Annotated in this window: 22 protein-coding genes and 1 riboswitch; of the genes, 12 read left to right on the forward strand and 10 right to left on the reverse strand. The window is 74.6% G+C overall.

Annotation, left to right across the window (positions count from 1 at the left end):
- Window positions 1-25: 25 nt before the first annotated feature.
- Window positions 26-667, reverse strand: a complete 642-nt coding sequence (locus tag KPL59_RS20620; RefSeq protein ID WP_075309853.1) for a response regulator transcription factor — start codon at window positions 665-667, stop codon at window positions 26-28.
- A complete protein-coding gene (locus tag KPL59_RS37050; RefSeq protein WP_226361717.1) occupies window positions 664-1,905 on the reverse strand; it encodes a histidine kinase in 1,242 nt (413 codons plus the stop codon). Before KPL59_RS37050 ends, KPL59_RS20620 begins: the two co-directional genes overlap by 4 nt.
- Before the next feature lie 110 nt (window positions 1,906-2,015).
- On the opposite strand from KPL59_RS37050, the gene KPL59_RS20630 reads away from it, so the two are divergent.
- Window positions 2,016-2,615 carry a hypothetical protein gene (locus KPL59_RS20630; protein WP_226361718.1) on the forward strand — a complete coding sequence of 200 codons (600 nt, stop codon included), beginning with the start codon at window positions 2,016-2,018 and terminating at the stop codon, window positions 2,613-2,615.
- A complete protein-coding gene (locus KPL59_RS20635; RefSeq protein ID WP_226361719.1) occupies window positions 2,605-3,741 on the forward strand; it encodes a DUF418 domain-containing protein in 1,137 nt (378 codons plus the stop codon). The genes KPL59_RS20630 and KPL59_RS20635 overlap by 11 nt, the downstream gene beginning before the upstream one ends.
- Here KPL59_RS20635 and mftM read toward each other — a convergent pair.
- Together mftM and KPL59_RS20645 are read right to left on the reverse strand one after the other, a co-directional pair.
- Window positions 3,695-4,405: a mycofactocin oligosaccharide methyltransferase MftM gene (gene mftM / locus KPL59_RS20640; RefSeq protein ID WP_020626205.1), complete on the reverse strand. Its 711-nt coding sequence runs from the start codon at window positions 4,403-4,405 to the stop codon at window positions 3,695-3,697. The genes KPL59_RS20635 and mftM overlap by 47 nt on opposite strands.
- Window positions 4,406-4,529: 124 nt before the next feature.
- On the reverse strand, window positions 4,530-5,132 hold the full coding sequence (locus tag KPL59_RS20645; RefSeq protein WP_139318906.1) for a hypothetical protein: 603 nt from the start codon (window positions 5,130-5,132) through the stop codon (window positions 4,530-4,532).
- Between the two features lie 131 nt (window positions 5,133-5,263).
- On the opposite strand from KPL59_RS20645, the gene KPL59_RS20650 reads away from it, so the two are divergent.
- A complete protein-coding gene (locus KPL59_RS20650) occupies window positions 5,264-6,259 on the forward strand; it encodes a zinc-binding alcohol dehydrogenase family protein (RefSeq protein ID WP_226361720.1) in 996 nt (331 codons plus the stop codon).
- A 38-nt stretch (window positions 6,260-6,297) separates the two neighbouring features.
- Here KPL59_RS20650 and KPL59_RS20655 read toward each other — a convergent pair whose 3' ends face one another.
- From KPL59_RS20655 to mdo, 3 genes are all read right to left on the reverse strand, one after another.
- Window positions 6,298-7,839, reverse strand: coding sequence for a VWA domain-containing protein (locus KPL59_RS20655; protein WP_226358103.1), 1,542 nt, complete (start codon window positions 7,837-7,839; stop codon window positions 6,298-6,300).
- Window positions 7,840-7,852: 13 nt separating this feature from the next.
- Entirely contained in the window at window positions 7,853-9,124 is a 1,272-nt protein-coding gene (locus KPL59_RS20660; RefSeq protein WP_226358102.1) for a MoxR family ATPase, read from the reverse strand.
- A gap of 136 nt (window positions 9,125-9,260) precedes the next feature.
- Entirely contained in the window at window positions 9,261-10,553 is a 1,293-nt protein-coding gene (gene mdo, locus KPL59_RS20665) for an NDMA-dependent methanol dehydrogenase (RefSeq protein WP_020626210.1), read from the reverse strand.
- A gap of 230 nt (window positions 10,554-10,783) precedes the next feature.
- Window positions 10,784-10,993, forward strand: a riboswitch (cobalamin riboswitch).
- 126 nt (window positions 10,994-11,119) lie between these two features.
- Between mdo and metE the strand changes: the two genes are divergently transcribed.
- The 4 genes from metE to KPL59_RS20685 all read left to right on the forward strand — a co-directional run bounded on the left by metE (window position 11,120) and on the right by KPL59_RS20685 (window position 16,869).
- Window positions 11,120-13,420, forward strand: coding sequence for a 5-methyltetrahydropteroyltriglutamate--homocysteine S-methyltransferase (gene metE / locus KPL59_RS20670; RefSeq protein ID WP_226361721.1), 2,301 nt, complete (start codon window positions 11,120-11,122; stop codon window positions 13,418-13,420).
- A 166-nt stretch (window positions 13,421-13,586) separates the two neighbouring features.
- Window positions 13,587-15,113 (forward strand): ABC transporter substrate-binding protein, encoded by a 1,527-nt coding sequence (locus KPL59_RS20675; protein WP_226361722.1) that lies wholly within the window; start codon window positions 13,587-13,589, stop codon window positions 15,111-15,113.
- Complete coding sequence (locus tag KPL59_RS20680) at window positions 15,110-16,054, forward strand: ABC transporter permease (protein WP_226361723.1); 945 nt, start codon at window positions 15,110-15,112, stop codon at window positions 16,052-16,054. Before KPL59_RS20675 ends, KPL59_RS20680 begins: the two co-directional genes overlap by 4 nt.
- Window positions 16,051-16,869 carry an ABC transporter permease gene (locus KPL59_RS20685; RefSeq protein ID WP_226361724.1) on the forward strand — a complete coding sequence of 273 codons (819 nt, stop codon included), beginning with the start codon at window positions 16,051-16,053 and terminating at the stop codon, window positions 16,867-16,869. Before KPL59_RS20680 ends, KPL59_RS20685 begins: the two co-directional genes overlap by 4 nt.
- A 2-nt stretch (window positions 16,870-16,871) precedes the next feature.
- On the opposite strand, the gene KPL59_RS20690 is transcribed toward KPL59_RS20685, so the two are convergent.
- A complete protein-coding gene (locus KPL59_RS20690; protein WP_020627609.1) occupies window positions 16,872-17,009 on the reverse strand; it encodes a hypothetical protein in 138 nt (45 codons plus the stop codon).
- An 86-nt stretch (window positions 17,010-17,095) separates the two neighbouring features.
- On the opposite strand from KPL59_RS20690, the gene KPL59_RS20695 reads away from it, so the two are divergent.
- Complete coding sequence (locus KPL59_RS20695) at window positions 17,096-18,115, forward strand: hypothetical protein (RefSeq protein WP_226358096.1); 1,020 nt, start codon at window positions 17,096-17,098, stop codon at window positions 18,113-18,115.
- Between the two features lie 6 nt (window positions 18,116-18,121).
- On the opposite strand, the gene KPL59_RS20700 is transcribed toward KPL59_RS20695, so the two are convergent.
- Window positions 18,122-18,799, reverse strand: a complete 678-nt coding sequence (locus KPL59_RS20700; protein WP_020626904.1) for a TetR/AcrR family transcriptional regulator — start codon at window positions 18,797-18,799, stop codon at window positions 18,122-18,124.
- An 81-nt stretch (window positions 18,800-18,880) separates the two neighbouring features.
- On the opposite strand from KPL59_RS20700, the gene KPL59_RS20705 reads away from it, so the two are divergent.
- Genes KPL59_RS20705 through KPL59_RS20720 form a run of 4 tightly spaced genes read left to right on the forward strand, consistent with a single transcriptional unit; the run spans window position 18,881 to window position 24,238 of the window.
- Entirely contained in the window at window positions 18,881-19,846 is a 966-nt protein-coding gene (locus tag KPL59_RS20705) for an ABC transporter substrate-binding protein (protein ID WP_226361725.1), read from the forward strand.
- Window positions 19,843-21,642 (forward strand): ABC transporter ATP-binding protein, encoded by a 1,800-nt coding sequence (locus KPL59_RS20710; RefSeq protein WP_226361726.1) that lies wholly within the window; start codon window positions 19,843-19,845, stop codon window positions 21,640-21,642. Before KPL59_RS20705 ends, KPL59_RS20710 begins: the two co-directional genes overlap by 4 nt.
- Entirely contained in the window at window positions 21,639-23,384 is a 1,746-nt protein-coding gene (locus KPL59_RS20715) for an ABC transporter ATP-binding protein (RefSeq protein ID WP_226361727.1), read from the forward strand. Before KPL59_RS20710 ends, KPL59_RS20715 begins: the two co-directional genes overlap by 4 nt.
- Window positions 23,381-24,238 carry a siderophore-interacting protein gene (locus KPL59_RS20720; protein ID WP_226361728.1) on the forward strand — a complete coding sequence of 286 codons (858 nt, stop codon included), beginning with the start codon at window positions 23,381-23,383 and terminating at the stop codon, window positions 24,236-24,238. The genes KPL59_RS20715 and KPL59_RS20720 overlap by 4 nt, the downstream gene beginning before the upstream one ends.
- Here KPL59_RS20720 and KPL59_RS20725 read toward each other — a convergent pair.
- Window positions 24,228-25,304, reverse strand: coding sequence for a HoxN/HupN/NixA family nickel/cobalt transporter (locus KPL59_RS20725; protein WP_374111647.1), 1,077 nt, complete (start codon window positions 25,302-25,304; stop codon window positions 24,228-24,230). The two genes, KPL59_RS20720 and KPL59_RS20725, sit on opposite strands and share 11 nt — an antisense overlap.
- Window positions 25,305-25,445: the final 141 nt, after the last annotated feature.

Consider the following 25,445-nt stretch of genomic DNA (forward strand, 5'->3'; position numbering starts at 1 on the left):
CGCCGAGCCGGCACGGGGGCCGGGCTCACACGAGCCCGGCCTCCTGGGCGGCGATCGCGGCCTGGGTGCGGGAGCGCAGGCCCAGCTTCGCCAGGACCCGGGACACGTGCGTCTTCGTCGTCCCCTCCGAGATGACCAGCTCCGCGGACAGCTCGGCGTTGGACAGCCCGCGGCCCAGCCCGGCGAGCACGTCGGTCTCGCGCGCGGTGAGCGTCTCCAGCCCCGGTACCGACGACGGCCGCGGCGCCCCCGCGTAGCGGCGGATCACCCGCCGGGTCACCTCCGGTGCCAGCACTCCCTCGCCGCGGGCCACGGCCCGCACACCGTCGGTCAGCCGGGTCGCGTCGACCGACTTCAGCAGGAACCCGGCAGCCCCGGCCGCGAGCGCGCCGTCGACGAGCTCGTCGAGGTCGAACGTGGTCAGCACCAGGACCTGGGTCGGCCCGCCCCCGGCGAGGATCCGCCGCGTCGCCTCGATGCCGTCGATGCCGGGCATCCGGATGTCCATCAGCACCACGTCGGGCCGGTGCTCCGCGGCCGCTCGCACGGCCGAGAGCCCGTCGGCCACCTCGGCGACGACGTCGATGTCCGGGGCCGAGCCCAGGATCAGCACCAGCCCGGTGCGGACCGCCTCCTGGTCGTCGGCGACGACCACCCGCACGGTCATCGCGCCACCACGTCGGTGTCCGGGGCGCCGGCGGCCAGCGGCAGATCGGCCCGGACCAGCCAGCCGTCGCCGTCGGCGCCGGCGCCGGCGTGCAGGGTCCCCCCGACGGCGCGGGCGCGCTCGCGCAGGCCGTCGAGGCCGGTGCCGCCGTGCAGCCCTGGAGCCGCCGCGGGGCGCCGCCCGGGGCCGTTGCGGACCTCGACGAGCAGCCGGCCCGGGGCATCGGAGTGGAGGCTCAGGCGCACCGTCACCTGCGAGCCGGGTGCGTGCTTCGCGGCGTTGGTCAGCGACTCCTGCACGATGCGGTACCCGGCGAGGTCGACCGGGGCGGGCAGCGGGTCCGCGCCGCGCTCGTCGTGCAGGACGGGGGACAGGCCGGCGGCGCGGGCCTCGTCGAGCAGCGCGTCGACCTCGGACAGCCGGGCGGGCGCCCCGGGCGGGTCGGCCGTGCCGCCGTCGCGCAGCAGCCCGATCATCGTGCGCATCTCCCCGAGCGCGGCGACACCGGAGGACCGCACCGTCCCCAGCACCTGCCGGACCAACGCCGGGTCGGCGCCGGGCTGCAGCGCCGCCTCGGACTGCAGCGCGATCGCCGACAGCCGACCGGCGACGACGTCGTGCAGGTCGCGGGCCATCCGGGCCCGCTCCGCGGCGACGGCGGCGTCCCGCTCCCGGGCCGCTGTCTGCTCCACCGCGGCGGCCCGCTCCCGCTCGACGGCCGCCAGGTCCCGGAACCGGCGCACCTCCAGCCCCCAGACCAGTGGGAGCCCGACGACGAGCGTCAGGTTGAGCACCGCGTAGGTGCCGGTGCGCATGCCCGTGGTCAGCAGTGCCACGACGCCCAGGACGGTGGCGACCCCACCGGCAGCGACGGCGACCGCCCGTGCGGTGCGCCACGGCGGGAACACCACGGCGCAGTAGAGCAGGTCGGTGAACACGAGCACGGTCCCGATCTCGGTCCGGCCTTCCAGGACGGGGCCCGCGACCACGGCCGCCGTGCCGACCAGCAGCCCGGCGGGCACCGCGATCCGGCGCAGCACCGACGCGGCGCAGCCCACCCCCATGAACAGCAGCGACGCCGGTGTCGCCCCTCCCAACCCCGCGCCGGACCAGGCGATCCCCGCGTCGGGCAGCGCCCAGATCAGCAGCAGCCCGACCACGAACCACACGACGCCCGTCCCGGCGTCGCGGAGCACCGAGGGTGCGCCGCCGTCGCGGTTCACCAGGTACGTGATCACACCCCATCCCAGCACGCCCGGCGCCCGCGCCGCGTCCGTCGAAGGTGGTACGCGCGGATCGGTCGCACGCCGGACGCGCCACCGCGGGCGGGGCGGCACGATCGCCGGCCATGGGGGAGTCGTTGTTCGCCGAGCCGCTGCTGTGGCTGATCGTCGGTGCCGAGATCGGGTTCTGGGTGTTCCTGCTGGCCGGGCTGGGGGCGCGCTACGTGCTGCGTCGCCGGGGACTGGGTGCGGTGTTGCTGCTGGGGGTGCCGCTGATGGACCTCGTGCTGGTCACCGCCTCGACGGTGGACCTGGCGACCGGCGGCGAACCGTCGCGGGTGCACGGGCTGGCCGCGCTCTACCTCGGGATCACCGTCGCGTTCGGACACTCGCTGGTGCGCTGGGCCGACGTCCGGTTCGCCCACCGCTTCGCGGGCGGCCCGGCACCGGTACGCCCGCCCCGGGGCGGGGCCGCCCGGATGCGGTACGAGTGGCGCGAGTACGGCAAGGTCGTCGCCGCCTGGGTGATCACGGCGGCGGTGCTGGTGCTGCTGTCGGTGGTCGGCGGCCGCGCGGTCCCGGTGCCGGGCGCCTGGTCGGGGGACCCGATGTGGTCCTGGCTGGCGACGGCGTCGCTGATCGCCGGGATCTGGTTCGTCGCGGGGCCGCTGTGGGCGACGGTGTTCCCCGGTACCGACGACCGGGAGCGCTCCGGTGCCCGGTGACCGCCTCGCCGCGCCGGACGTGCTGCGCGGCCTCGCGATCGCCGGGACCTTCGCGACGAACGTCTGGGTGTTCGCCGACCCGCGCGGGCCGGGTGCGGTGTTCGCCGGGTTCTCCGCGGGGTGGTGGCTCGACACCGCGCTCCGCGCCGTCGCGAACGGGAAGTTCCTCGCGCTGCTCACCCTGCTGTTCGGGATCGGGATGGAGCTGCAGTACCGCTCCGCGGTGCGCCGCGGCTTGCGGTGGCCCGGCCGCTACCTCGCCCGGGCCGCGATCCTGTTCACCGAGGGGCTGCTGCACTACGTGCTGGTCTTCGAGTTCGACGTGCTGATGGGCTACGCGATCGCCTCGGTGCTGGTCGCGTGGCTGGTGGGCCGCTCGGCGCGGGTGCGGACGGCGGCGGCCTGCGTCGCCGGGGCGGTCACGGTGCTGCTCGTGGCCGGTGCGTCTGTCGCGACGGCCGGCAGCACCGGGGCCGACGTGCCGCTCCCGCCGTACCCGGCGACCTGGACCGGACAGGTCGCCGCCCGGCTGACCGACCCGCTGCTCTACCGGGTCGAGCTCGTGCTGATCGTCCCGTCGGCGGTGGCGCTGTTCCTGGCCGGGTCGGCCCTGCTGCGCGCCGGCCTGTTCGACGCCGCCGCCGTCACCCTGCGCCGGCGGCTGATCGGCACCGGGGCCGTCGGGGTGGTGCTCACCCTGCTCACCACGCTCGGCGGCGGCCCGTGGTTCCTCGTCGAGCGCTACCTGGTGGCACCGCTGGTCGCGCTGGGGCTGCTCGGCCTGGTCCCGGAGGTCCTGGCGCGGCTGCGTGGCCCGGCCGGCCCGGTGCGGCGCGGGCTCACCGCGCTCGGCCGGACCGCGATGACCTGCTACGTCGGCCAGAACGTCGTGGCCGCAGTCCTGTTCGGCGCCTGGGGGCTCGGCCTGGCCGGGGCGCTCGTCGGCGTGCCGGCCCCGCTGCGGACCGGGGTGGTCGTCGCGGTGTGGGCCCTCGTCGTCGCCGGGTCGGCCGCGGCGGCGGGGTGGTGGTTGCGCGGCCACGACCGCGGCCCGCTGGAGGCGCTCACCCACGCCCTGCTCAGAGGTCGATCACCAGCCAGCCGCCGTGGTGCTCGGACACCGTGAACGACCGGCCGGTGCGCTCCCCGATCCGGGTCAGGACGCGCTCGTCGAAGACCCGGACGTGACCCCAGGCGGGGTTCGGCTCGTCCTCGAACGGGACGGCGACGACCACCCGTCGCCGGGCGAGGCGCAGCATCTCGGCGACGACCTCGTCGCCGTCGGACTCGGACAGGTGCTCGACGAGGTGCACGGCGAACACGGTGTCCGCGCACCCGTCGGGCAGCGCGACGGCACGGGCGTCGGCGACGTGGGTCTCCAGGTCGGCGCCGAGCTGTGGCGCCATCCGGGTCAGCAGCTCGACGGTGCCGCCGGTGAGGTCGGTGGCGGTGACGCGGTGGCCGTCGCGGGCCAGCTGCAGCGACAGGAAGCCGAAGCAGCAGCCGAGCTCCAGCACCTCCTCGCCCAGCACGAGGGATCGGGCGCGGGCGTGCACCGGCGCCATCTCGGCGTTGGTGCCGCCCGGCTCGGGCTCTCCGGCCAGCGCGTCGAGGGTGTTGCGGTAGAAGGCGAGCCACGCGTCGTCCGGGAGCTCGGGGTCCTTCGCGGCGCTCGCGACGCAGGCGACGAAAGCCTCCTCGAAGCGCTCGGCAGGCAGGATCCCGGGCTGCACCAGGGTGCGGTCCAGCCAGCCGGCGAGGTCGTTGGAGAGCCGGTCGGTTCCGATCATGGATCGCTCCTGTGCGTGCGGGGGACCCACGCCACGCTAGGCGGTCAGGGGCACGCCGCACCACGTCCGACGGCCCGGTCCCTCCCCGTCCGGACGGTGGGGGCGAGTGCCGGCGTCCGGGGGCTCAGACCGTCTGCGCGGCGAGCAGCCGGGCCTTCAGCGCGGTGTCCTTGTTGACCGGGTCGTGGGCGCCGTCCGGGACGGTCCCCGCGGCGACCGCGATCGCGTTCATGGTGCCGACCATCCGGCATAGGTGGGCGATGCGGCGCTCGTCGGCGTCGACGGGCGGGGCGCCGTCCAGCAGGGCCAGGGTGCGGTCCACCCAGATCACCTCGGCGTGCATCCCGGCCTGTTCGAGCACGCCGCGCAACCGCAGCCCGATCTCGCGGCGGGACAGCCCGTTCCAGCTCTCCAGGGTCCGGGCGTCGAGCGGGAACAACCGGCCCCGGTCGCGCAGGTGGATCAGCTCCAGGGCGTGCGCGCGGCCGTAGGCGCAGTACGTGCACCCGTTCACCAGGGAGATCGTGAGCCCGGCCAGGTGGGTGCGGACGGGGCCCAGCACACGCAGGGTGACCAGGAAACGCGGGAAGTTCGCGGCGAACCAGCGCAGCGCGGGACCGCTGCCCATCGTGGCGACCATCGCGGGGATCACCCCGGGCGTGTAGCCCCACAGCGCCGTGCACACCCGCCCGACGGCCCGGACGACCAGCCCACCCTCACCCACCACACGGCCCGCCTTCCGAAGGGACCCCCCATGATACGTGGGGCGGCCGCCGCGCGGTCCGAAATGGGCCGAACGGCCCATCCCGGGGGCCGGCGCGGTGCGCGGCCGGACGCTCGCGCGGTTAGCGTTCGGTCATGGCTCTCGTCCCCGCCGTCGTCGCACCCCGCCCGCTGCCGATCGAGGATCCCGAGGCCCTGGTGGACTCGGAGATCGAGGTCGGCGACCCCGGACCGTACGACCTGCTCGTCGACGTCCGCGCCGTCTCGGTGAACCCGGTCGACCGCAAGGTCCGTGCCTCCTTCGACCCGGCCGACGGGCCGAAGGTCCTCGGGTACGACGCGGCGGGCGTCGTCGTCGGGGTGGGGGCGTCGGTGCAGGGGTACGCCCCCGGCGACGAGGTCTACTACGCTGGCGCGATCGACCGGCCCGGCAGCAACGCCCACCGTCAGCTCGTCGACTCGCGCATCGTCGGCCGCAAGCCCTCGAGCCTGGACTTCGCCGCCGCTGCCGCGCTGCCGCTGACCTCGCTCACGGCCTGGGAGTGCCTGCACGACCACCTGCGGGTCACCGCGGAGTCCACCGGCACCCTGCTCGTGGTGTCCGCCGCGGGCGGCGTCGGCTCGATGGTCCTGCAGCTCGGCCGCCGCACCTGGCTGACCCTGGTCGGCACCGCGTCGCGGGCGGAGTCCGCGGACTGGGCCCGCGCGATGGGCGCGCACGCGATCGCCGACCACCACGACCTCGTCGCGACCGTCCGTGCGGCCGCTCCGGACGGCGTCCAGTACGTGTTCTCACCGGTCTCGGAGGGCAACGTCGAGGCCTACGCCGAGCTCATGACCCCGCGCGGCATCGTCGTCGCCATCGACGAGCCGGAGGGGCTGGACACCCTGCCGCTGAAGGCGAAGTCGCAGGCCTGGCACTGGGAGCTGATGTTCACCCGGCCGCTGTCCGAGCCGACCTCGACGGTGCAGCGGGAAATCCTGGACGAGGTCGCCCGCCTGGTCGACGCCGGCGAGCTGCGCAGCACCGAGACGCGGCGGCTGCAGGGACTGACCGCCGAGTCGGTCCGCGAGGCGCACCGGCTCATCGAGTCCGGCAGCACCGTCGGGAAGATCGTCGTCGAGCGCTGACCCCGGGGGTTCGTGCGCCATCGGGGGCGGGGCCGGGGTCAGCGGCCGATCAGCTCGCCGGCCATCTCGTTGGTCGTGGCCTCGAAGCCGGACAGGTCCCGGACCACGCGGACGCGGTCGCAGTACTCGGCGTAGGCGGGCAGGTCGCAGCGACCCAGTCCCCAGGAGTAGCGCGGCTCCGGGGTCAGCCAGATCGTCTCCCGGGCCCGCCGGGTGATCTCGACGAACGCCTCCATGTTGGGGTCGTTGCCGTTGCCCCGGCCGTCGCCGAGCACCAGCACCGTGGTGCGCCGGGTGACCGCCGAGCCGTGGTCCTCCAGGAACTGTCCGAAGGCCAGGCCGTAGTGGGAGTTGGCGTCGACGTCGAGCTGGTCGCCGCCGAAGATCAGCCCGAGAGCGTGCTCGACCGGGTGGTCGGCGAACAGGTCGGTCACCTCGACCAGGTCGGCGACGAACGCGAACGAGCGCACCTGGCCGAACAGGTCCTGCAGACCGTGCACCAGGTGCAGGGTGAACCGTGCAGTGGCCCGGACCGACAGCGAGACGTCGGTCAGCACCACCAGGCGCGGCTTGTCCTCCTGGCGCTGCACGGTGACGGGGGAGAAGGGGACGCCGTCGTAGCGCATGTTCCTGCGCATCGTCCGGGCCGAGTCGATCCGGCCCCGCGCTGAGACCCTTCTGCGGTGGGTGAGCGCGCCGTGCAGTGACTTCGCGAGCCGCCGCAGCGACTCCTCCAGCTGCATGCGCTCGGACTCGTTCGCCCGGTCGACCTCGGCGACGCGTTCGGCGTCGTCGTGGCCCTCGACGATCCGCTGCTCGATCGCGAGCAGCTTCTCCAGGTGGGCCTTGAGCAGCTCGGGGAGGTTGTCGAGCACCCCGGTGAGACGCCGGCGCAGGGCGGCCGCGTCGTCCTCGGTCCCCTGCTCGGACTCCGAGAGCCGGTCCTCCTCGGAGTTCAGCCAGCCCAGCAGCGCGTCCTGCTGGGCGACCGACAGGTCGGCGTCGACCTTCGTGCCCTGCTGCTGGGAGATGTCACCGGGCCGGCCACCGCCGGAGAACCGGTCGGTCTCGATCTGGACGCGCTGGCCGTCGGCGACGTCGCCTGCCTGCTCCTTGGAGAGCACGATCTCGTCCGTCATCGAGGCCATGTCGATCTTGTTGGCCTCCTGGTGCAGGTTGTACTGCTCGGCCAGGTCCTCCGGGTCGAAGAACTCCTTGATGTCGACCGGGGAGCCGTGGTCGTGCCCCTCCTGCGGGGTCTCCGACGGTTCCTCGGACAGCGTGAAGTTCTCCAGCGGGGTGTCGTCGGACATGTCGCCGTGCCCGTGCCCGTGGCCGTGACCCGTGTCGGCCTCGCCCACCCTGACCAGGGAGAAGAACAGGTCGAAGACCTCGTCGAAGGTCGCCTCGTCGCGGCGGTCCTTGATCAGCGCGATGCGCAGCGCCTCCTTCAGCACCGACCTGTCGGACAGCACCCCCGGCTGGGCGGCACAGGCCATCGCGTCGAGCGCCTCGGAGACCGAGATGCGCACCGACCGGATCCGCAGGAGCCGGACGAAGCGGTGGATGCTCGCTTCCATGCCGACGCCCCGATCAGACCGGGCGCTTGCGGGAGCCGCCGAAGGAGCGGGTGCCCTGGCCGGGCGAGACCTTCCGGATCGCCGACGGCGGCGGGGCCACGCCGCCCGGGAGGCCGCCGTAGATGCCGCCGTGCCGGCCCGCCTGGTCCTTCGCCGCGCGCTTGGCGCGGCCGTCGACGTCGCCGTCGTCCGGGTCGTCGCCACGGGCGCCCGCGGTGCGCGCCGGCGGGGCGGCGGGCTCGTCGTGGTCGCTGTCGTGGCCATGTCCATGTCCATGTCCATGGCCGTGCCCGTGTCCGTGCTCGGCGACGACTGCGTTCGGGTCGACCAGCCGCGGCAGCGCGTCCAGGGCCTTCGTGACGTCCTTGTCGTACTTGACCACGACCGAGACGGTGTCGGAGAGGATCTGCGAGCTCAGCTCGTCGACGCCCAGGACGGCCAGCGTGCGGGCCCAGTCGATGGTCTCCGAGATCGACGGCGACTTGCGCAGCTCCAGCTCGCGCAGTCCGCGCACGACGTTGACGAGCTCCTCGGCCAGCTGGTCCGACAGCCCGGTCTTCTTCGACTTCACGATCTCCAGCTCGCGGGAGGCCGACGGGTAGTCGAGGAACAGGTGCAGGCAGCGACGCTTGAGCGCGGCCGCGAGGTCCCGGGTGTTGTTGGAGGTCAGCAGTACGTACGGGCGCTGCGTCGCGACGAAGGTCCCGATCTCGGGGACGGAGATCTGGAACTCGCCGAGGGTCTCCAGGAGCACGGCCTCCAGCGCCTCGTCGGCGCGGTCGACCTCGTCGATCAGTAGCACCACGGGCTGCTCGGAGCGGATGGCCTCCAGCAGCGGACGCGGCGCGAGGAAGCGTTCGGAGAAGAACACGCTCTCCTGGGACCCGATGCGGTCGACCGCGGAGGCGAGGTCCGGGGCGTCGGAGACGAGCTGCCCGATCTTCTCGCGGAGGATCTGGGTGTACATCAGCTGCTTGCCGTAGTCCCACTCGTACAGGGCCTTGGTCTCGTCCTGGCCCTCGTAGCACTGCAGACGCAGCAGCCGGCGCCCGGTGGCGACGGCGAGCATCTTGGCCAGCTCGGTCTTGCCGACCCCGGCGGGTCCCTCCAGCAGCAGCGGCTTGTCCAGGCGGGTCAGCAGGAACACCGTCGTCGCCAGGCGGGTGTCGGCGATGTAGCCCTGCTCCCGCAGGGTCTCGACCACCTGGTCGACGGACTCGAAGGGGCCGGTCGAGGCGACGGCCTCCGCCGCCTCGGTCACCGTGGGGACGACAGCCTCGGACACTCGGGTATCTCCTTCGCGGACCGCACCGGCTCTGGTGCGGGGACGAGCGGGGCCGCGGCCGGCGGGCCCACCCACCCGAGTATCGCCTCGGACGGCTGGGCCCGCCGGTGCGACGGTGGACCTCCTGACCTGCGGATCAGGTCAGCAGGTCGTCCAGGTCACCGTTGATGGAGTGGTCGACGACCGGGCGGACGGTCTCGAACGTGCACTCCTTCGGGTTGCCCGGGGTGCAGGCGTCGCCGAGGACGTGGTTGGTGATCCGGTCGACGTCGGCCGCGTCGCCGATGATGGTGGGCGCGTTCTCGTAGAACTTGGTCGGGCCGACCCCGAGCCGGTTCTTCGAGTAGGTGTCCTGCTTGACGTCGGCGAACTTCTCCGGGATGCCCACGTCGCGCAGCAGCCGGATGGACGCGGCGAGCGCCGCGTCGGCGGCCTGCGGCTTGGTCATGCCGCGGGTGTCGACACCCATGGCCTCGGCGATGTCGGCGAAGCGCTCGTAGACCACCGGCATGTTGAACGCCCACACGCGGGGCAGCGCGATGGCGTTGTTCAGGCCGTGGTGGGTGTCGTAGAACGCCGACACCGCGTGGCTGATCGAGTGGATGATGCCGAGCCCACCGGAGTTGAACGCCTGGGCGGCGATGTACTGCGCGTACATCATGCCCTCGCGGCCGGAGAGCTCCTGGCCGTTCCAGACGGCCTTGCGCAGGTTCTGGGAGGTCAGCTTGATGGCGTGCAGGGCGTTGCCCAGCGACGGCTGGAAGTCCAGCCGCGAGACGTAGGGCTCCGAGGCGTGGGCGAGCACGTCGAACCCGCACTGCGCGGTGTAGTCGATCGGGCAGTCGTAGTAGAGCACCGGGTCGTCGATCGCGAGGGTGGTGACCGACGCGTCGTCGAAGGCGACGTACTTGTGCGGGTTGTCGGGGTCGGTCGTGGTGTCGGTGATGACGTAGGCCCACGAGGTCTCCGAGCCGGTACCGGCCGTGGTGGAGACCGCGATGTGCGGCGGGTTGGCCGGGTTCTCGGACTTGTTGAAGCCCTCGAACTCGTTGACGTTGCGACCGTCGTGGGCGACCGAGACGCGCGCGCCCTTGCAGGCGTCGTGCGAGGAGCCGCCGCCGATGGAGACGAAGGAGTCGCAGTTGTTCTGCTGGTAGAGGCCCACAGCGTCCATGACGTTGTAGTCCTTGGGGTTCGACTCGACCTTGTCGTACAGCACGACCTCGAGGCCGTGGTACTTCATCGACTCGACGATCTTGTGGACGATGTCGGTGCCGCGCAGGCCCGACGTCATCACCAGGGTCTTCTTGAAGCCCAGCTTGAGCGCCTCGGGGCCGATCAGCTCGTGCGACCCCGGGCCCATGAGCGCACGCGGGAACGGGTGGAACTCCTTGATGGGGAACGGCTTGAGCAGCTCGTCTACCTGCATGTCAGCCCTTTCTGAGGCAGGCGGATGGGGTCGAGGCCGAACGCTAGGACCCCTGTGGCCGCGCGCACAGGGGTGATCGGCATTACCCCTCGGGAGACCGGGCAGGAAACCCCTCCGAACGGAGGGGGGCAGGGTGAGGTCGCCCGTCGATCCGTGTGGAGAGGGCTGAGTGCTGCAAACATATTGCAACAGGGAGAGTTCGGCAACAGTTCGCCGGGCTCGTCCTGGGTTAGGGTCGGTCCGCCGACGGTTCGTGTCATCCCGGGAACGGGGCGTCACGAGGCAAGAGGGAACCCGGTGGGAATCCGGGACTGCCCCGCAGCGGTGAACGGGAACGACCGCCGTCAACAGCACTGGGAGTGATCCCGGGAAGCGACGGCCAGTAGGTGTGAGCAGTGCGCCCGTGAGTCCGAAGACCTGCCGCCGGTGCGTGCGCCGTCCGGCGTGCGCGGATCCGTGGCCTCGCGGGAGGGCCGGGCGGACGACCGGGCACCGTCGTGCTCGGCGGTCGCGGGCGCCCCCTGCCGGCGACGGGTCCTCCACCGCACTCGCGAGGAGAGAGGGCCGTGAGCATTCCTTCCAGCAGCACCATCGGCAGTACCGTCCTGGGGTACCCCCGGATCGGGCCGGACCGGGAGCTCAAGCGGGCGACCGAGGCGTACTGGGCCGGGCGGAGCGACGCGTCGGCACTGCACGACGTCGCCGCCGGGCTGCGCCGCGACACCTGGACCGGGTTGCGCGACGCCGGGCTCGGCTCGGTGCCGGGCAACACGTTCTCGTTCTACGACCACGTCGGAGACACCGCGCTGGCGGTCGGGGCGGTGCCGGAGCGCTTCGCCGGCATCACCGACCCGCTGGAGCGGCTGTTCGCGATGGCGCGCGGCCGCACCGGTGCCCCGGCCTGCGAGATGACCAAGTGGTTCGACACGAACTACCACTACCTGGTCCCCGAGGTCGGCCCGGCCACCCGACTCGCGCCGGGCAGCCGCAAGGCCCTCGACGAGTTCCGGGAGGCCCTGCGCATCGGGGTCACCACCCGCCCGGTGCTGGTCGGACCGGTGACCTTCCTGCTGCTGTCGAAACCGGCCGACGGCGCACCGGAGGGCTTCCGCCCGCTGGACCTGCTCGGGCCGCTCGTCGAGGTCTACCGCGACCTGCTCGCCGAGCTCGCCGAGGCGGGCGCGGAATGGGTGCAGCTCGACGAGCCGGCCTTCGCCGCCGACCGGACGCCGGAGGAGATCGCGGCGCTGCGCAGGGCCTACGACCGGCTCGCCTCGGCGACCCGGCGGCCGAAGATCCTCGTCGCGTCGTACTTCGGTGAGCTGGGCCCGGCGCTGCCCGCGCTCGCCGCCACGGCCGTCGAGGGGCTGGCGCTCGACCTCGTCGCGGGGGGTGCCGACCTCGATGCCCTCGACCCGGCGGTCCCCGGGCTGGACCGGAAGGTGGTGCTGGCCGGCGTCGTCGACGGGCGCAACGTGTGGCGCACCGACCTGGACCGGGCGCCGGCGACGGCGCAGCGGCTGGTCGGCGTCGCAGGGCGGGTCGAGGTCTCCACGTCGTGCTCGCTGCTGCACGTCCCCTACGACCTGACCGTCGAGACGGCCCTGCCCGGCGACGTCGTCGACATGCTGGCGTTCGCCCGGCAGAAGGTCGAGGAGGTCGTGCTCCTCGGGCGCGCCCTGCACGAGGGACCGGACGCGGTCGCGGCGGAGTTCGACGCCGCACGAGCCACCAGGGAGCGGGTCGCGGCCACCGCGCGCCGCGACGAGCGGGTGCGCTCCCGGCTCGCCGCGCTCGGCCCCGACCACTACCGGCGCAGCCACGGCGACGTGCGGGCGAAGGTCCAGCGCGAGGCGCTCGGCCTGCCCGTCGTCCCCACGACGACGATCGGCTCCTTCCCCCAGACCGCGCAGATCCGGCGCGACCGGGCCGCGCACCGCTCCGGCGTGATCGACACCGGCACCTACACCGAGCGGATGCGCCAGGAGATCGTCCGGGTGGTGCGGCTGCAGGAGGACATCGGGCTCGACGTCCTGGTGCACGGCGAGCCCGAGCGCAACGACATGGTCCAGTACTTCGCCGAGAACCTCGACGGCTTCGCCACCACCGACCACGGCTGGGTGCAGTCCTACGGCTCGCGCTGCGTGCGCCCGCCGATCCTGCACTCCGACGTGTCGCGGCCCCGGCCCATCACCGTCGGCTGGGCGGAGTTCGCGCAGTCGCTGTCCGAGGCGCCGGTGAAGGGGATGCTCACCGGGCCGGTCACCATCCTCGCCTGGTCGTTCGTGCGCGACGACCAGCCGCTGGGCGACACCGCCCGGCAGGTCGGGCTGGCCCTGCGCGACGAGGTCGTCGACCTGGAGGCGGCCGGGATCCGCATCGTCCAGGTCGACGAGCCCGCGCTGCGCGAGCTGCTGCCGCTGCACGAGCGCGACCGGGCCGCCTACCTGGACTGGGCGGTGGACGCGTTCCGGCTGGCCGTCGGTGCCGTCGCCGACACCACCCAGATCCACACCCACCTCTGCTACTCCGAGTTCGGCGAGGTGGTGGGGGCGATCGACGGGCTCGACGCCGACGTCACCACGGTCGAGGCGGCCCGGTCGCGGATGGAGGTACTGGCCGACCTCGGCCCGGGGGTCCCGCGTGGGCTCGGCCCGGGCGTCTACGACGTCCACTCGCCCGAGGTCCCCGCCACCGACGAGCTGGTCGACCAGCTCCGCGCGGCCCTGCGCCACATCGGCCCGGACCGGCTGTGGGCCAACCCGGACTGCGGGCTCAAGACCCGCGCGGAACCCGAGACGGTCGCGGCGCTGACCAACCTGGTCGCCGCGGCCCGCCGCGTCCGTGAGGCGACCGCGACCGGCTGAGCCCGGTCCGCGCCGGCCACTCGTCACGGGTGACGAGCGGGCCGTCCGTACGGAGGTTCGGTACGGACGGCCCGCCCGTGCGGGGACTCGGGCGGGGAGTCGTGCGGGACGAGGGCGTTGCTCACGCCGCATTGATTGAATAGGTGCTCAGATGTAGGCATGCGGGGTGATCGCACGACAGATGGCCGCACTGCTCGCGGCCGCCGCCCTGCTGCTCGCCGGATGCGGCGCCGGCGGGGGCGGCGGTGCCGCGACCCCGGACCCGTCCGGCGAGCTGACCGTGGCCCTGCAGTTCCCGCCGCGCTCCGACTACGCCTTCGACGCCGACGACGGCGCCCGGCTGCAGTCCCTCGGCGTCGCGGAGACCCTGACCACCGTCGACGCCGACGCCCGGCCGGCGCCGATGCTCGCGACCGCGTGGCAGCAGCAGGGCAACGCCTGGCGGTTCACCCTGCGCCAGGGCGTGCGGTTCCACGACGGCTCCCTGCTCACCCCGGACGCCGTCGTCACCGCGCTGCGCTACGTCGCGGGCGTCGAGGCCCCGCCGCGGGCGATCCGCGGCATCGGCTTCGCCGTCGCCCCCGACGGCCCGGACGCCGTGCGCATCACCACCACCGAGCCCGACCCGGTCATGCCGCTGCGCCTGTCCAGCGGCAACCTCGGCATCCTCGCGCCCGCCGCGTACACCGGCGGCGGGGCGCCGGAGTACCTGCGCACCGCGACCGGTCCCTTCGTGCTGGAGTCCGTCAGCGGCACCGACTCCGCGCAGCTGGTCCGCAACGACGACTACTGGGGCGAGCCGGCGGGCGCCGCCCGGGTCACCGTCCGCTACGTCGAGGACCCGCAGGCCAGGGCGCTCGCGATCCAGTCCGGTGACGTCCAGTTCGCCGAGGGCCTGCCGCAGGCCCAGCTCGACCAGGTCCGCTCGGCCGGGGCCGCGGTCGTCGAGTACCCGAACGCGCGCACCGTGCCGCTGCAGCTCAACCAGTCCGCCAAGCCGTTCGACGACCTGCGGGTGCGCCAGGCCGTCACCGCGGCGATCGACCGCCCGGTGCTGGCCCGGCAGGTGCTCGCCGGTGGGGCCGCGCCCGCGGCCGACCTGTTCGGCGGGGCCGTCCCCTGGGGCGAGACCGCTCCGCCGCCGGGCGCCGACGTCGCCCGGGCCCGGCAGCTGCTCGCCGAGGCCGGCTACACCGAGCAGAACCCGCTGACCGTGCGGCTGTGGACCTTCCCGAACCGGCCCGAGCTGCCCGCGCTGGCGAACGCGATCCAGGCGATGCTCGCCTCCGCCGGGGTGCGCGTCGAGATCACCGTCGGGAACTACGACGCCCAGGAGCCGAAGGTCCTCGCCGGTGACTACGACATGTTCCTCAACTCGCGCAGCTACCTGTCCGACTTCCCGGACGCGGCGAGCACGCTGACCTCGGACTACACCTGCGACGGCAGCTACGCGATCGACCAGTACTGCAGCCCCGCCTACGACGCTCTGGTCGACCGGCTCAACTCCACCGTCGACCCGGCGGCCCGCCAGCGGATGTTCCGCGAGGCCGCGGCGATGCTGACCCGCGACGCCGTCGGCGTCATGGTCGTGCACCCGCTCAACACCGCCGTGCTGCGCGGGGCGACCGGCTTCGTCCCCGACCCGCTGCAGATCCGCCCGGTGCTGCCGCAGCTCACCCCGACCACGGGGTGATCGGGCTCCTGCTGCGCCGGCTCCTCGTCGTCGGGCCGGTGCTGCTGGCCGCGTCGGTGCTGGTGTTCGCGCTGCCGCGGCTGGTCGGCGTCGACCCGGCGCGGGCGGTCCTGCGTGCCCGCAGCGCCGAGGCGGTGCCGGACCCGGCGACCGAGGCGCGGCTGCGGTCCTCGCTCGGGCTGGACGCACCGGTCACCGAGCAGTACCTGCGTTGGCTGGGCGGGGTGCTGCGCGGCGACCTCGGCTACGGCTACGTCGCGCGGACCCCGGTCGCCGGCCAGATCGCCGACGCCGCGACGGTCTCCGGGCTGCTCGCGGTGCTCGCCCTCGCTCTGGCCGCGGTCGTCGGCATCCCCGCCGGGGTGTACGCGGCGCGCCGTCCCGGCGGGGCGCTCGACCGGTTCCTCGGGCTGGGCACCGTCGCCGGGGTCGCGGTGCCGGAATTCGTGCTCGCCCCCTGGCTGGTGCTGGTGTTCGCGGTGTGGGCCGGGGCGCTGCCCGCGCTCGGCTGGGGCGACCCCGCCCACCTCGTCCTGCCGGTGCTGACCCTGGCCGCCTACCCGGCGGCGCTCGCCGCCCAGCTCGTCCGCGCCGAGAGCGCCGGGGTGCTGACCCGGCCGCACGTGCTCGTCGCGCGGGCCAAGGGGCTCGGTGAGCACCGGGTCCTGTGGCGGCACGGCGCCCGGCTCGCGACGACCTCGGTGACCGCGCTGGCCGGGATGTTCGTCGCCGGGCTGCTGGGCGGCTCGGTGGTGGTCGAGGTCGTGTTCGGCATCCCGGGGCTGGGGCGCCTGCTGCACCGGGCCGTCGTCGCGCAGGACCTGCCGGTGGTGCAGGCGGGCACGCTGCTCGTCGTCGCGGTCGCGGTGGTCGCGGGGGTGCTGGTGGAGGTGCTGGCGACGGCCCTGGACCCGGTGCTGCGCTCGGCGGGGTCGCGGTGAGGGCCCGGGCGCGGACCGCGTGGTGGGTCGCGGCCGGGGTGGCCGCCCTGCTCGTGGTGGGGCCGGTGCCGATGCTCGTTCCAGCAGGCCTGCTCTGGGTGCCGCTGCCCGACCCGGACGCCGTCGACTTCGCCGGGATGCTCGCCGGCCCGTCCGCGGCCCACCCGCTGGGCACCGACCAGCTGGGCCGGGACCTGCTCGCCCGCACCGTCCACGGCGGACGGCTGACGGTCGGACTGGCGCTGTCCGCGGTGCTGGTCACCGGGGTGGTCGGGGTCGCCGTCGGGTCGCTCGCCGCGGTCGCGGGCCCGGTCGGGCGGGCGGTGATGCGGGTGGTCGACGTCCTGGCCGCGATCCCGGTGGTGCTGTTCGGGCTGCTCGCCGCGGTCGCGCTGGGTCCGGGCGTCGGATCCCTGCTGGTGGCGGTCACGGTGATCGCCTGGACGCCGTTCGCCCGGCAGGCCTACCTGCTCGCCCTCGCCGAGCGGCAGCGGGAGTACGTGACGGCGGCGGTCGCCCTCGGCGCGGGGCCCGGGCGGGTCCTGACCCGGCACGTCGCCCGGAACCTCGTCCCGCCGCTGGCCGCGCACGCCTGCGTCCGGTTCGCGAGCACCCTGCTCACCGTCTCCGGACTGTCGTTCCTCGGGCTCGGCGTGCAGCCGCCGACCGCGGAGTGGGGCGCGATGGTGGCCGAGGGCCGCGAGTACCTGTTCGGCGCGCCCCAGGTGGTGCTCGTGCCCTCGCTGGCGGTCGTGCTGACGGCCGGGACGGCCCTGTGGTGGGGACGCCGATGGGAACGGGTGGGCGCCCGGTGAGCTCAGGCCGCGTGACCCTGGCCGCGCCCGCCCGCCGGGTCGAGGGGCCTGCCCAGCTCGGGGAACCACCGGAACGCCTCCGGTCTGCCCTCCCAGTCGCAGCCTGCGCACTCCTGGCCGTCGTGCGGGTGCTCGTCCACGATGCCTCCCGATCGTTGTTGCCATCACTGTGCGACAGGTCGTGTCGGGGTGTGAACCCTCCCGTCGGAGGGGCAGGGTGAGAGGCGTGGACGTGGACGACGTGGCCGGGGACGCTGTGGCCGGGGACGCCGTGGCCGGGCTGCTGGGTGCGTACCTGGCCGACCCGTACGCGGGCTGGAGCATGGGTGCGCCCGGCGCGATCGCCGAGTTCGTCCGGACCCCCGACGAGGCCGTCGTGCCGTCCGGGCCGGGTGCGGTCGTCACCGCCCGCGGCGGGATCCGGATCGCGGCGCACCCGGCGACCCGGCCGCTGGCCTACCGGACGCCGGTCGGCCCGCACGAGCACTGGAACCACGCGGTCGCGTTCTGCCTGCCCGCGGCCGCGGCACGCAGGGCCGCGCGGACCTCGGTCACCGTGCTCGGCCCCGACCGCTGCGCGCTGCGACCGGCCGACCGCGACGCCGTGCTCGTCGACCTCGGGCTCGGTACGGCCACCGTGGACGCCTGCGTGCGCACGGCCGATCCCGACCTGCTCGGGCTGCTGCGCCGCGCCGAGGGCGGCCCGCTCGACGGCGCGCTGACCGCCGCCCTGGTCGCGGCGGGCCCGCACCGGGTGTTCACCACCGCGCTCGGCCGGGTCGAGGTGTACGCCGCGATCCCGCCGCCGGAGGGCCGCTCCCCGGATGGGCCGCACACCCACCTGCTCCCGCACGTGCTGCGCGAGGGCCGCACGCACGCGGCGACCGTTCCCGTGCCCGCCGGTCACCTGCCCTGCGCGCACCTCTACCCGGCGCACCCGCTCACCGACCTGACCGGGCGGCCGATCCCGTTCGACCCGACCCGCGCGGCCTGCTTCGACCGGCTGCTGGAGCGCTTCGGCGACCCGGAGCAGCAGGCGGTCACGGCCGAGGTCGTCCGCTCGGTCGCCGCGGGCGAGCCGCCGGGCCCCCGCCCCGCGACGGCGCCGGCGCGCGCTGCGCAGGCGGTCGCGCTGCGGGTGCTGGCCGTCGCCGGCGGGGTCGACCCGGCCGTGCTCGACGCCTGGCGCGGCCGGACCTCGGCCCGGGACCTGCTCGACCCGGAGGGCGACCGCAACGGCGGGTGAGGCCGCTCAGCCGGCCCCGCCGTACCCGGGCCGCCCGGCGGCCCGGCGCAGCTCGACGCCGTCGAGGACCAGGGCGACCTTGTCCAGCACGTGCTCGTGCGGGTCGGCCATGATCGCCTCCAGGCTCGGGCGGATCCCCTCCGTGACCGACCCGAGGTAGGCCCGCGCGGCCTCGGACAGGTCGCCGGGGCCGCCGTCGGGGCCGCGCACCCAGCGGGTCTGGGTCGCCCCGTCGGCGACGATGTCGAGCACGGCGTCGGCGATCCGCACCGCGGCCGCGGTGTCGAAGCCGCCGGTGTCCCGCAGCGTGCCGACGATCCGGTCCAGCCGGTCGCCGGCGACCGCGCCGAGGTCGGCCCCCACGTCCTGGGCGAGTGCGGCATAGCGCAGCAGCAGGTCGAACGCGAGTGCGGCCTCTGCCTCGAGGAACGCCCGCCAGCCGGCCGACGCGTCGGGCAGCGGGGTGCGGGCGAGCACCAGGGCCAGTGCCGCGCCGGCGATCTCCTCCAGGCCGTCGACGTAGCGGTAGAGGGTGCCGGCCGCGACGCCGAGCCGGTCGGCCACGGCGGCGACGGTCAGCCGGTCGACGCCGACCTCGACGGCCGCCTCGACGATCTCCTCGCGGGTCAGGCGTGGCTTGGGGCCCGGACGGTTGCCCGCCCGTGCGCCGGTGGTGGGGCTCACCCCGGGACCGTACGTCGGAGGGGATTGCGAACGCGATTCAGAGATAGCTAAGGTTCGCCTAATCATCATAGAGGAGGCGGCGTGCGGATCCCATGGTCGGTGCTGGTCCTGGCCGGGTTGGTCGCGCTGTCCGGGTGCGCGCCCGGGGTCACCGGAACGAGTGACCCGGCCGGGCCCGCGGGTGCGGCGTTCCCGGTGACGGTCCCGCACGGCCAGGGGGAGGCCGTGGTGCCCGCGCCCCCGCAGCGGGTCGTCGTCCTGGGGGCGGGCGACGCACAGATCGCGAGCGCGCTGGGTGCCCCGGTCGTCGGGGCGGTGCGCAACCCCGCCGCGCCGGACGGGTCCTGGCGCGGGGTCGACCCGCCGCTGCCGGCCGGGGTGTCGACACTCGATCCCCTCGCGCCCGACCTCGAGGCCGTCGCGGCGCTGCGGCCGGACCTCATCCTGATGACGACCGCGCAGCCGGGCTACGCGGCGGCCTATCCGCGGCTGGCGACGATCGCCCCGACGGTGTCGTACCGTCACGCGCTGCTGCAGGACGCCGGCGAGGACCTCACGCGGATGATCGGTGCCGCACTCGGCCGTGCCGACGCCGCCGAGGCCCTGATCGCCCGGTCCGACGCCGCACTCGCCCGGTTCCGCGCGGAGCTGGGCCCGGACCGGCGCTACGTCTTCGGCCAGTACGCGGCCGGGACCACCTATCTGGTGACCGCCCCGGACGGCCCGTCGGTCCGGTTCTTCGAGCGGATCGGTCTCACCGTCCCACCGGCGGTCGCCGCGCTGCCGCCGTGGCAGGCCGGCATCGCGCAGCTCCCCGACGAGCAGCTCGGCCTGCTCGACGACGCCGACGTCGTGCTGATCGGCGTGCCCACCGACGGCGAGGGCCGGGAGTTCACCACCCGACCGCTGGTGGCGCGCGGCCCGCTGGTGCGCGAGGGCCGCCTGCACCTGCTGTCCGTCGCCGACTCCGCCCTGCTGCTGACGCCGAACCCGGCGTCCACCCCCGCCCTGATCGAGACCCTGCGACCGCTGCTGGAGACGTCGTGACGGCAACAACCGACCAGGTCGCCGCACCGGCGGCCGAACCCGACGCCCCGCCGTCGCGGCAGCGGGCCGAGGCCGCCGCGCTGACCGAGCTGCTGCGACCCGTCGCCGGCCGGATCCGGGTCGCGCAGGTGCTCGGCGCACTCGGCGCCGCCGCCGGGCTCGTCCCCTTCGTGGCTCTGGCCGGGCTCGCCGACGCGCTGCTCGCACCCGGCCCGGTGGACCGGTCCGCCGTCGAGGCCGCGGTGTGGCTGGTCCTCGCCGGGCTCGGCGCCCGGGCCGGGCTGACCGGGCTGGCGCTCGCGATCACCCACCTCGCCGACGTCCGGCTGCAGGCGGTGCTGCGCCGCCGGATGACCGCCCACCTGGGGCGGGTGCCGCTGGGCTGGTTCTCCGAGCGCTCCTCGGGACTGGTGCGCAAGGCGGCCCAGGACGACGTGCACGACCTGCACCAGGTCGTCGCCCACCATCCCGTCGAGTGGGTCGCGGCCTGGGTCCTGCCGCTCGCCGGGGTCGGCTACCTCGCCTGGCTGGACTGGCGCCTCGCACTGCTCGCGCTGGTCACGGTGCCGTTCTACGCGGCCGCCTACGCCTGGATGATGCGCGGCTACGCCGCGAAGGTCGACCAGATGGCCGCCGGGAACGCCCGGATCAGCAGCGCGGTCGTCGAGTTCGTCTCCGGCATCGCGGTCGTCAAGACCTTCGGCCAGGCCCGGCGCGCGCACCGCGGCTACGCCGAGGCCGCCCGCGACTTCGGCCGCTTCTACGCCGAGTGGGTCGGGCCGATGCTGCGGGTCGAGGCGTTCGCCGCGATGGCGCTCTCCGCCCCGGTGGTGCTGCTCGTGTCCTGCGCGGGCGTGCTGTGGTTCGTCGACGCCGGCTGGGTCACCCCGGTCGAGGCGATGACCGGGATCCTGGTGTCGCTCGTCGTCCCGACCACGATCACCGCGCTCGGCTTCGGGGCGTCGAACCGGCGCACCGCCGCCGCGGCCGCGCGCCGCATCCACGAGCTGCTCGACACCCCGGTGCTGCCGGTCCCCGACGCGCCGCGGGTGCCGTCCGGGCACCGGGTCGAGTTCGACGGGGTGCGGTTCGCCTACCCCGGCGGCGGCGAGGTGCTGCGCGGGATCGACCTGGACTGTCCGGAGGGGACGGTGAGCGCACTGGTCGGGCCGTCCGGGGCGGGCAAGTCGACGCTGGCCACCCTGGTCGCCCGGTTCCACGACGTCACCGGCGGCGCGGTCCGGATCGGCGGCGTCGACGTCCGGGAGATCGCACCCGAGGTGCTCTACCGCCACGTCGGCTTCGTCCTGCAGGACGTGCAGCTCGTGCACGGGAGCATCGCGGACAACGTGCGGCTGGGCCGACCCGACGCCCCCGACGAGGAGCTGCACGCCGCCTGCCGGGCCGCCCGGATCCACGAGCGGGTCCTGGCGCTGCCCCGCGGCTACGACTCCGTCGTCGGCGAGGACGCGCTGCTCTCCGGTGGCGAGGCACAGCGCGTGTCGATCGCCAGGGCCCTGCTCGCCGACACCCCGGTCCTGGTCCTCGACGAGGCGACCGCGTTCGCCGACCCGGAGTCCGAGGCCGACATCCAGGATGCGCTGTCGGAGCTGGCCCGCGGGCGGACGGTGATCGTCGTCGCGCACCGGCTCTCGACGGTCACCGGGGCCGACCGGATCGCCGTCGTCGACGGCGGGGTCGTGCGCGAGACCGGCACGCACACCGAGCTGCTGGCCCGCGGCGGCCGCTACGCCGCGATGTGGACCGCCCACCGGGTGGGGGAGGAGCTGACGTGATCGGCGACCTGTTGCTGATCCTGGGGCCGGAACACCGGCGCAGGCTCTACGCCTACCTGGGGTGGGTGAGCGCGTTCGGTGTCCTCCAGGGCGTCGCGACGGTCCTGCTCGTGCCGTTCCTGGAGGCGCTGTTCGCCGGGGACACCGGTGCCGCCCTGACCTGGGTGGGGGTGCTGGCGGTGGCGGTCGTGGCCGCCTGCGTCCTCTACTACGTGCAGGCGATGGCGGGCTTCGGCGTCGCCCTGGTCGTGCTGACGACGCTGCACGAACGGCTCGGGGACCACGTGTCCGCGCTGCCGCTGGGCTGGTTCTCCTCGGAGCGGGTCGGCCGGCTGTCGCGGATCGCCACCGGCGGCACCACGATGATCGCGGGGCTGTTCGCGCACCTGCTGACACCGCTGGTCGTCGCGGTGGTGACGCCGGCGACGATCGTGCTGGCGATGCTGCTGTTCGACGTGCGGCTCGCGCTGGCCGCGCTGGTGTGCGTGCCGGTGCTCTGGCTGGCGTTCCGGGCGTCGGCGTCCTGGGTGGGGCGCGGCGACGCGCTCGACGACGCCGCCGCGGTGGCCGCGGGCAACCGGGTCGTGGAGTTCGCCCGGACCCAGCGGGTGCTGCGGGCGTTCGGCCGCGGCGCCGCCGGGCACCGGCCGTTGGAGGACGCGATCGACGCCCAGTACCGCGCGGGGCGGCGCTCGGTGTGGCTGGCGACGGCGGGCATCGTGACCGGGGGGTTCGCGGTGCAGCTGACGTTCAGCGCGATCCTGCTGACCGGCGTGTACCTGGTGCTCGGCGGCACGCTCGACGCCCTCCGGATGGTGGCGCTGGTCGCGCTGGCCGCCCGGTTCACCGGCCCGCTGGCCGAGGTCGGCGACTACGCCGGCGTCGTCCGGATCGCCCGCAACGACCTGGGCCGGCTGGTGGCGGTGCTGCGCGAGGAGCCGCTGCCCGAGCCGCACTGGTCGGCGGAGCGGCACGAGCCCGGGGCCGTCGAGCTCGACGGGGTCGGGTTCGGCTACGAGCCGTCGACGCCGGTGCTGCGCGACGTCACGCTGCGAATCGCGCCGCGCGAGACGGTCGCGCTGGTCGGCGCGTCCGGGTCGGGCAAGACCACGGTGACCCGGCTGGTCGCGCGCTTCTGGGACGTCGACACCGGCACCGTGCGGGTGGGCGGTGCCGACGTCCGGGACCAGACCACCGAGGACCTGATGGCCCAGCTGGCGCTGGTCTTCCAGGACGTCTACCTGTTCGACGGGACGCTGGAGGCCAACGTCCGTCTCGGCCGCCCGGCCGCCACCGACGCCGAGGTCGCCGAGGCCGCCCGGCTGGCCGGGGTGACCGAGATCGTCGAGCGGCTCCCCGACGGCTGGGACACCCGGGTCGGGGAGGGCGGCACGTCGCTGTCGGGCGGGGAGCGCCAGCGGGTGTCGGTCGCCCGCGCGCTGCTCAAGAACGCCGACATCGTGCTGCTCGACGAGGCCACCGCCGCGCTCGACCCGGAGAACGAGCGGTTCTTCACGGAGTCGATGCGGGTCCTGGCGCAGCGCAGCACCGTCCTGGTGATCGCCCACCGGCTGCCCACGGTGGTCGGCGCCGACCGAATCGTCGTGCTCGACGACGGGCGGGTCGCCGAGGTCGGCACGCCCGCCGAGCTGCTGGCCCAGCAGGGCCGGTACGCCGCCTTCTGGAACTCCCGCCGCCGCGCCCGCGGCTGGCGGCTCGTCGGAACCGGGGAGCCCTCATGACCGCACCACTGCCGTCCTACGCGATCGCCCGGGTGAGCGGCATCGAGCCGCTGACCCCGCGGATGCGCCGGATCACTCTCGACTCCGACGACCTGGTCGGCGTCGAGCAGGTCGCCCCCGACCAGCAGGTGAAGCTGTTCTTCGCCCGCGACGGCGGCGTGCCCGAGATCCCGCCGGCCCCCGACGACGGCAGTGTCGCCGGCTGGTATGCCCGCTACCTGGCCGTGCCCGAACAACGACGGCCGTGGATGCGCTCCTACACCGTGCGCGCCCTGGACCCCGACGCCGGCCGGATGGTCGTCGACTTCGTGCTGCACGGGGAGGGGGAGCCGGGGGGCGGGCACGCCGGCCCGGCGAGCCGCTGGGCGGCGCGGGCCGCCATCGGCGACCCGGTCGGGGTGCTGGGCCCGGCCGTCGCGGGGTACCGCAGCCCGGACGGCGAGCCGGTGCGGCTGCTGGTCGGCGACGAGACCGCGCTGCCCGCGATCGGCGCGATCGTGGAGCAGCTCCCGGCCGGCACCCGGGCGGTCGCGGTCGTCGAGGTCGCCGGACCGGAGGAGGAGCAGGAGCTCCTCGGCGCCGACGTGCACTGGGTGCACCGCGGCGCGGGCACCCTGCTCGACGCGGTGCGCGCGGTGGAGCTCCCGGCGACCCCGGCGAAGCCGGTGTTCGCCTGGGTCGCCGGTGAGGCGTCCGCGGTGCGGGCGGTCCGCCGCCACCTGGTCGGCGAGCGCGGACTCGACAAGGCCCGGGTCGCGTTCACCGGGTACTGGCGGCGCGACCTGACCCAGGACGACGCGCCGACCGAACAGGACATGGCGGACGTGGCCGAGCAGATGCCCGTCACCTCCTGACGGCCTCCGTCGGGCCCTCCGTGGGCGCGGCGGCCCACCGCTGCTCGACCCGGCCGAACCGCCAGACCGCGAGCGCCACCAGCCAGGCGACGACGAAGAGGCCGACGATGCCGTAGCCGGCGTCGTCGAGCGGGATGTCGGCGACCGCGACCAGCGGCGCGGAGGTGGTCCCGGTCTCCTGCACCAGCACGCTCACGAGCTCGATGGTGCCGATGACCAGCGCGACGGCGACGGACAGCGCCGTGATGGTGATGTTGTAGTAGACCTTGCGCACCGGCCGGGCGAAGGCCCAGCCGTAGGCGACGTTCATGAAGACGCCGTCGACGGTGTCGAGCAGGCTCATCCCGGCCGCGAACAGCACCGGCAGCACGAGGATCGCGTAGAACGGCAGGGCGAACGCGGCGGCACCGCCGGCCAGCACGAGCAGTGTCACCTCGGTCGCGGTGTCGAAGCCGAGCCCGAACAGGAAGCCGATCGGGTAGATGTGCCATGGCTTGCGCACCGACCGGGCCAGCCCACCGAGGAAGCGGTTCATCAGGCCCCGCTTGGCGAGGTGCTCCTCCAGCTCGGCCTCGCTGTACTCGCCGCGCCGCATCCGCCGGAACACCCCGACGATCCCGACCAGCACGACCAGGTTGAGCAGCCCGATGATCCACAGGAACACCCCGGACACCGACGACCCGATGATCCCGGTGACGGCGTGCAGGGTGGAGTCGTCGTCGCCGACCTGCCCGGCGAGTGCCCGGACCCCGAGCCCGAGCAGGAAGGTCAGGGCGAACACCACCGTCGAGTGGCCGAGGGAGAACCAGAACCCGACCGACAGCGGTCGGCGGCCGCCGTCGGCGAGCAGCTTGCGGGTGGTGTTGTCGATCGCGGCGATGTGGTCGGCGTCGAAGGCGTGCCGCAGGCCGAGGGTGTAGGCGAGCACGCCGAACCCCAGGACGTGCAGCAGCGCGATGAACCCGAGCATGCCGGCGAGCGACCGGCGGTCGTGGCGGTCGAGGGCGGCACGCCACCGGCGGGTGGGGGAGGGGGCCCCGGTGGGGACGGGCTGGGGGGCGGACATCGACGGACTCCCGGCGTCGGGGCCGCCCGGAGCGGGCGGCGCGATCGCGGCCACCGTGCGCCCACCGCAGCCGCGGTGTCATGGCTGCTGCCGGTGATTGGCGACGCTGCTGCGGCGGTGCCCGGAAGATCCCTCGCCTTT

It is taken from the genome of Pseudonocardia sp. ICBG1142, from assembly GCF_020496255.1.
Classification (GTDB): Bacteria; Actinomycetota; Actinomycetes; order Mycobacteriales; family Pseudonocardiaceae; genus Pseudonocardia.

Coding starts and splice junctions, on each gene's coding strand:
- KPL59_RS20620 (WP_075309853.1), bottom strand. CDS start 667: ATGACCGTGCGGGTGGTCGTCGCCGACGACCAGGAGGCGGTCCGCACC.
- KPL59_RS20630 (WP_226361718.1), top strand. CDS start 2,016: ATGGGGGAGTCGTTGTTCGCCGAGCCGCTGCTGTGGCTGATCGTCGGT.
- mftM (WP_020626205.1), bottom strand. CDS start 4,405: ATGATCGGAACCGACCGGCTCTCCAACGACCTCGCCGGCTGGCTGGAC.
- KPL59_RS20650 (WP_226361720.1), top strand. CDS start 5,264: ATGGCTCTCGTCCCCGCCGTCGTCGCACCCCGCCCGCTGCCGATCGAG.
- KPL59_RS20655 (WP_226358103.1), bottom strand. CDS start 7,839: ATGGAAGCGAGCATCCACCGCTTCGTCCGGCTCCTGCGGATCCGGTCG.
- mdo (WP_020626210.1), bottom strand. CDS start 10,553: ATGCAGGTAGACGAGCTGCTCAAGCCGTTCCCCATCAAGGAGTTCCAC.
- KPL59_RS20720 (WP_226361728.1), top strand. CDS start 23,381: ATGACCGCACCACTGCCGTCCTACGCGATCGCCCGGGTGAGCGGCATC.
- KPL59_RS20725 (WP_374111647.1), bottom strand. CDS start 25,304: ATGTCCGCCCCCCAGCCCGTCCCCACCGGGGCCCCCTCCCCCACCCGC.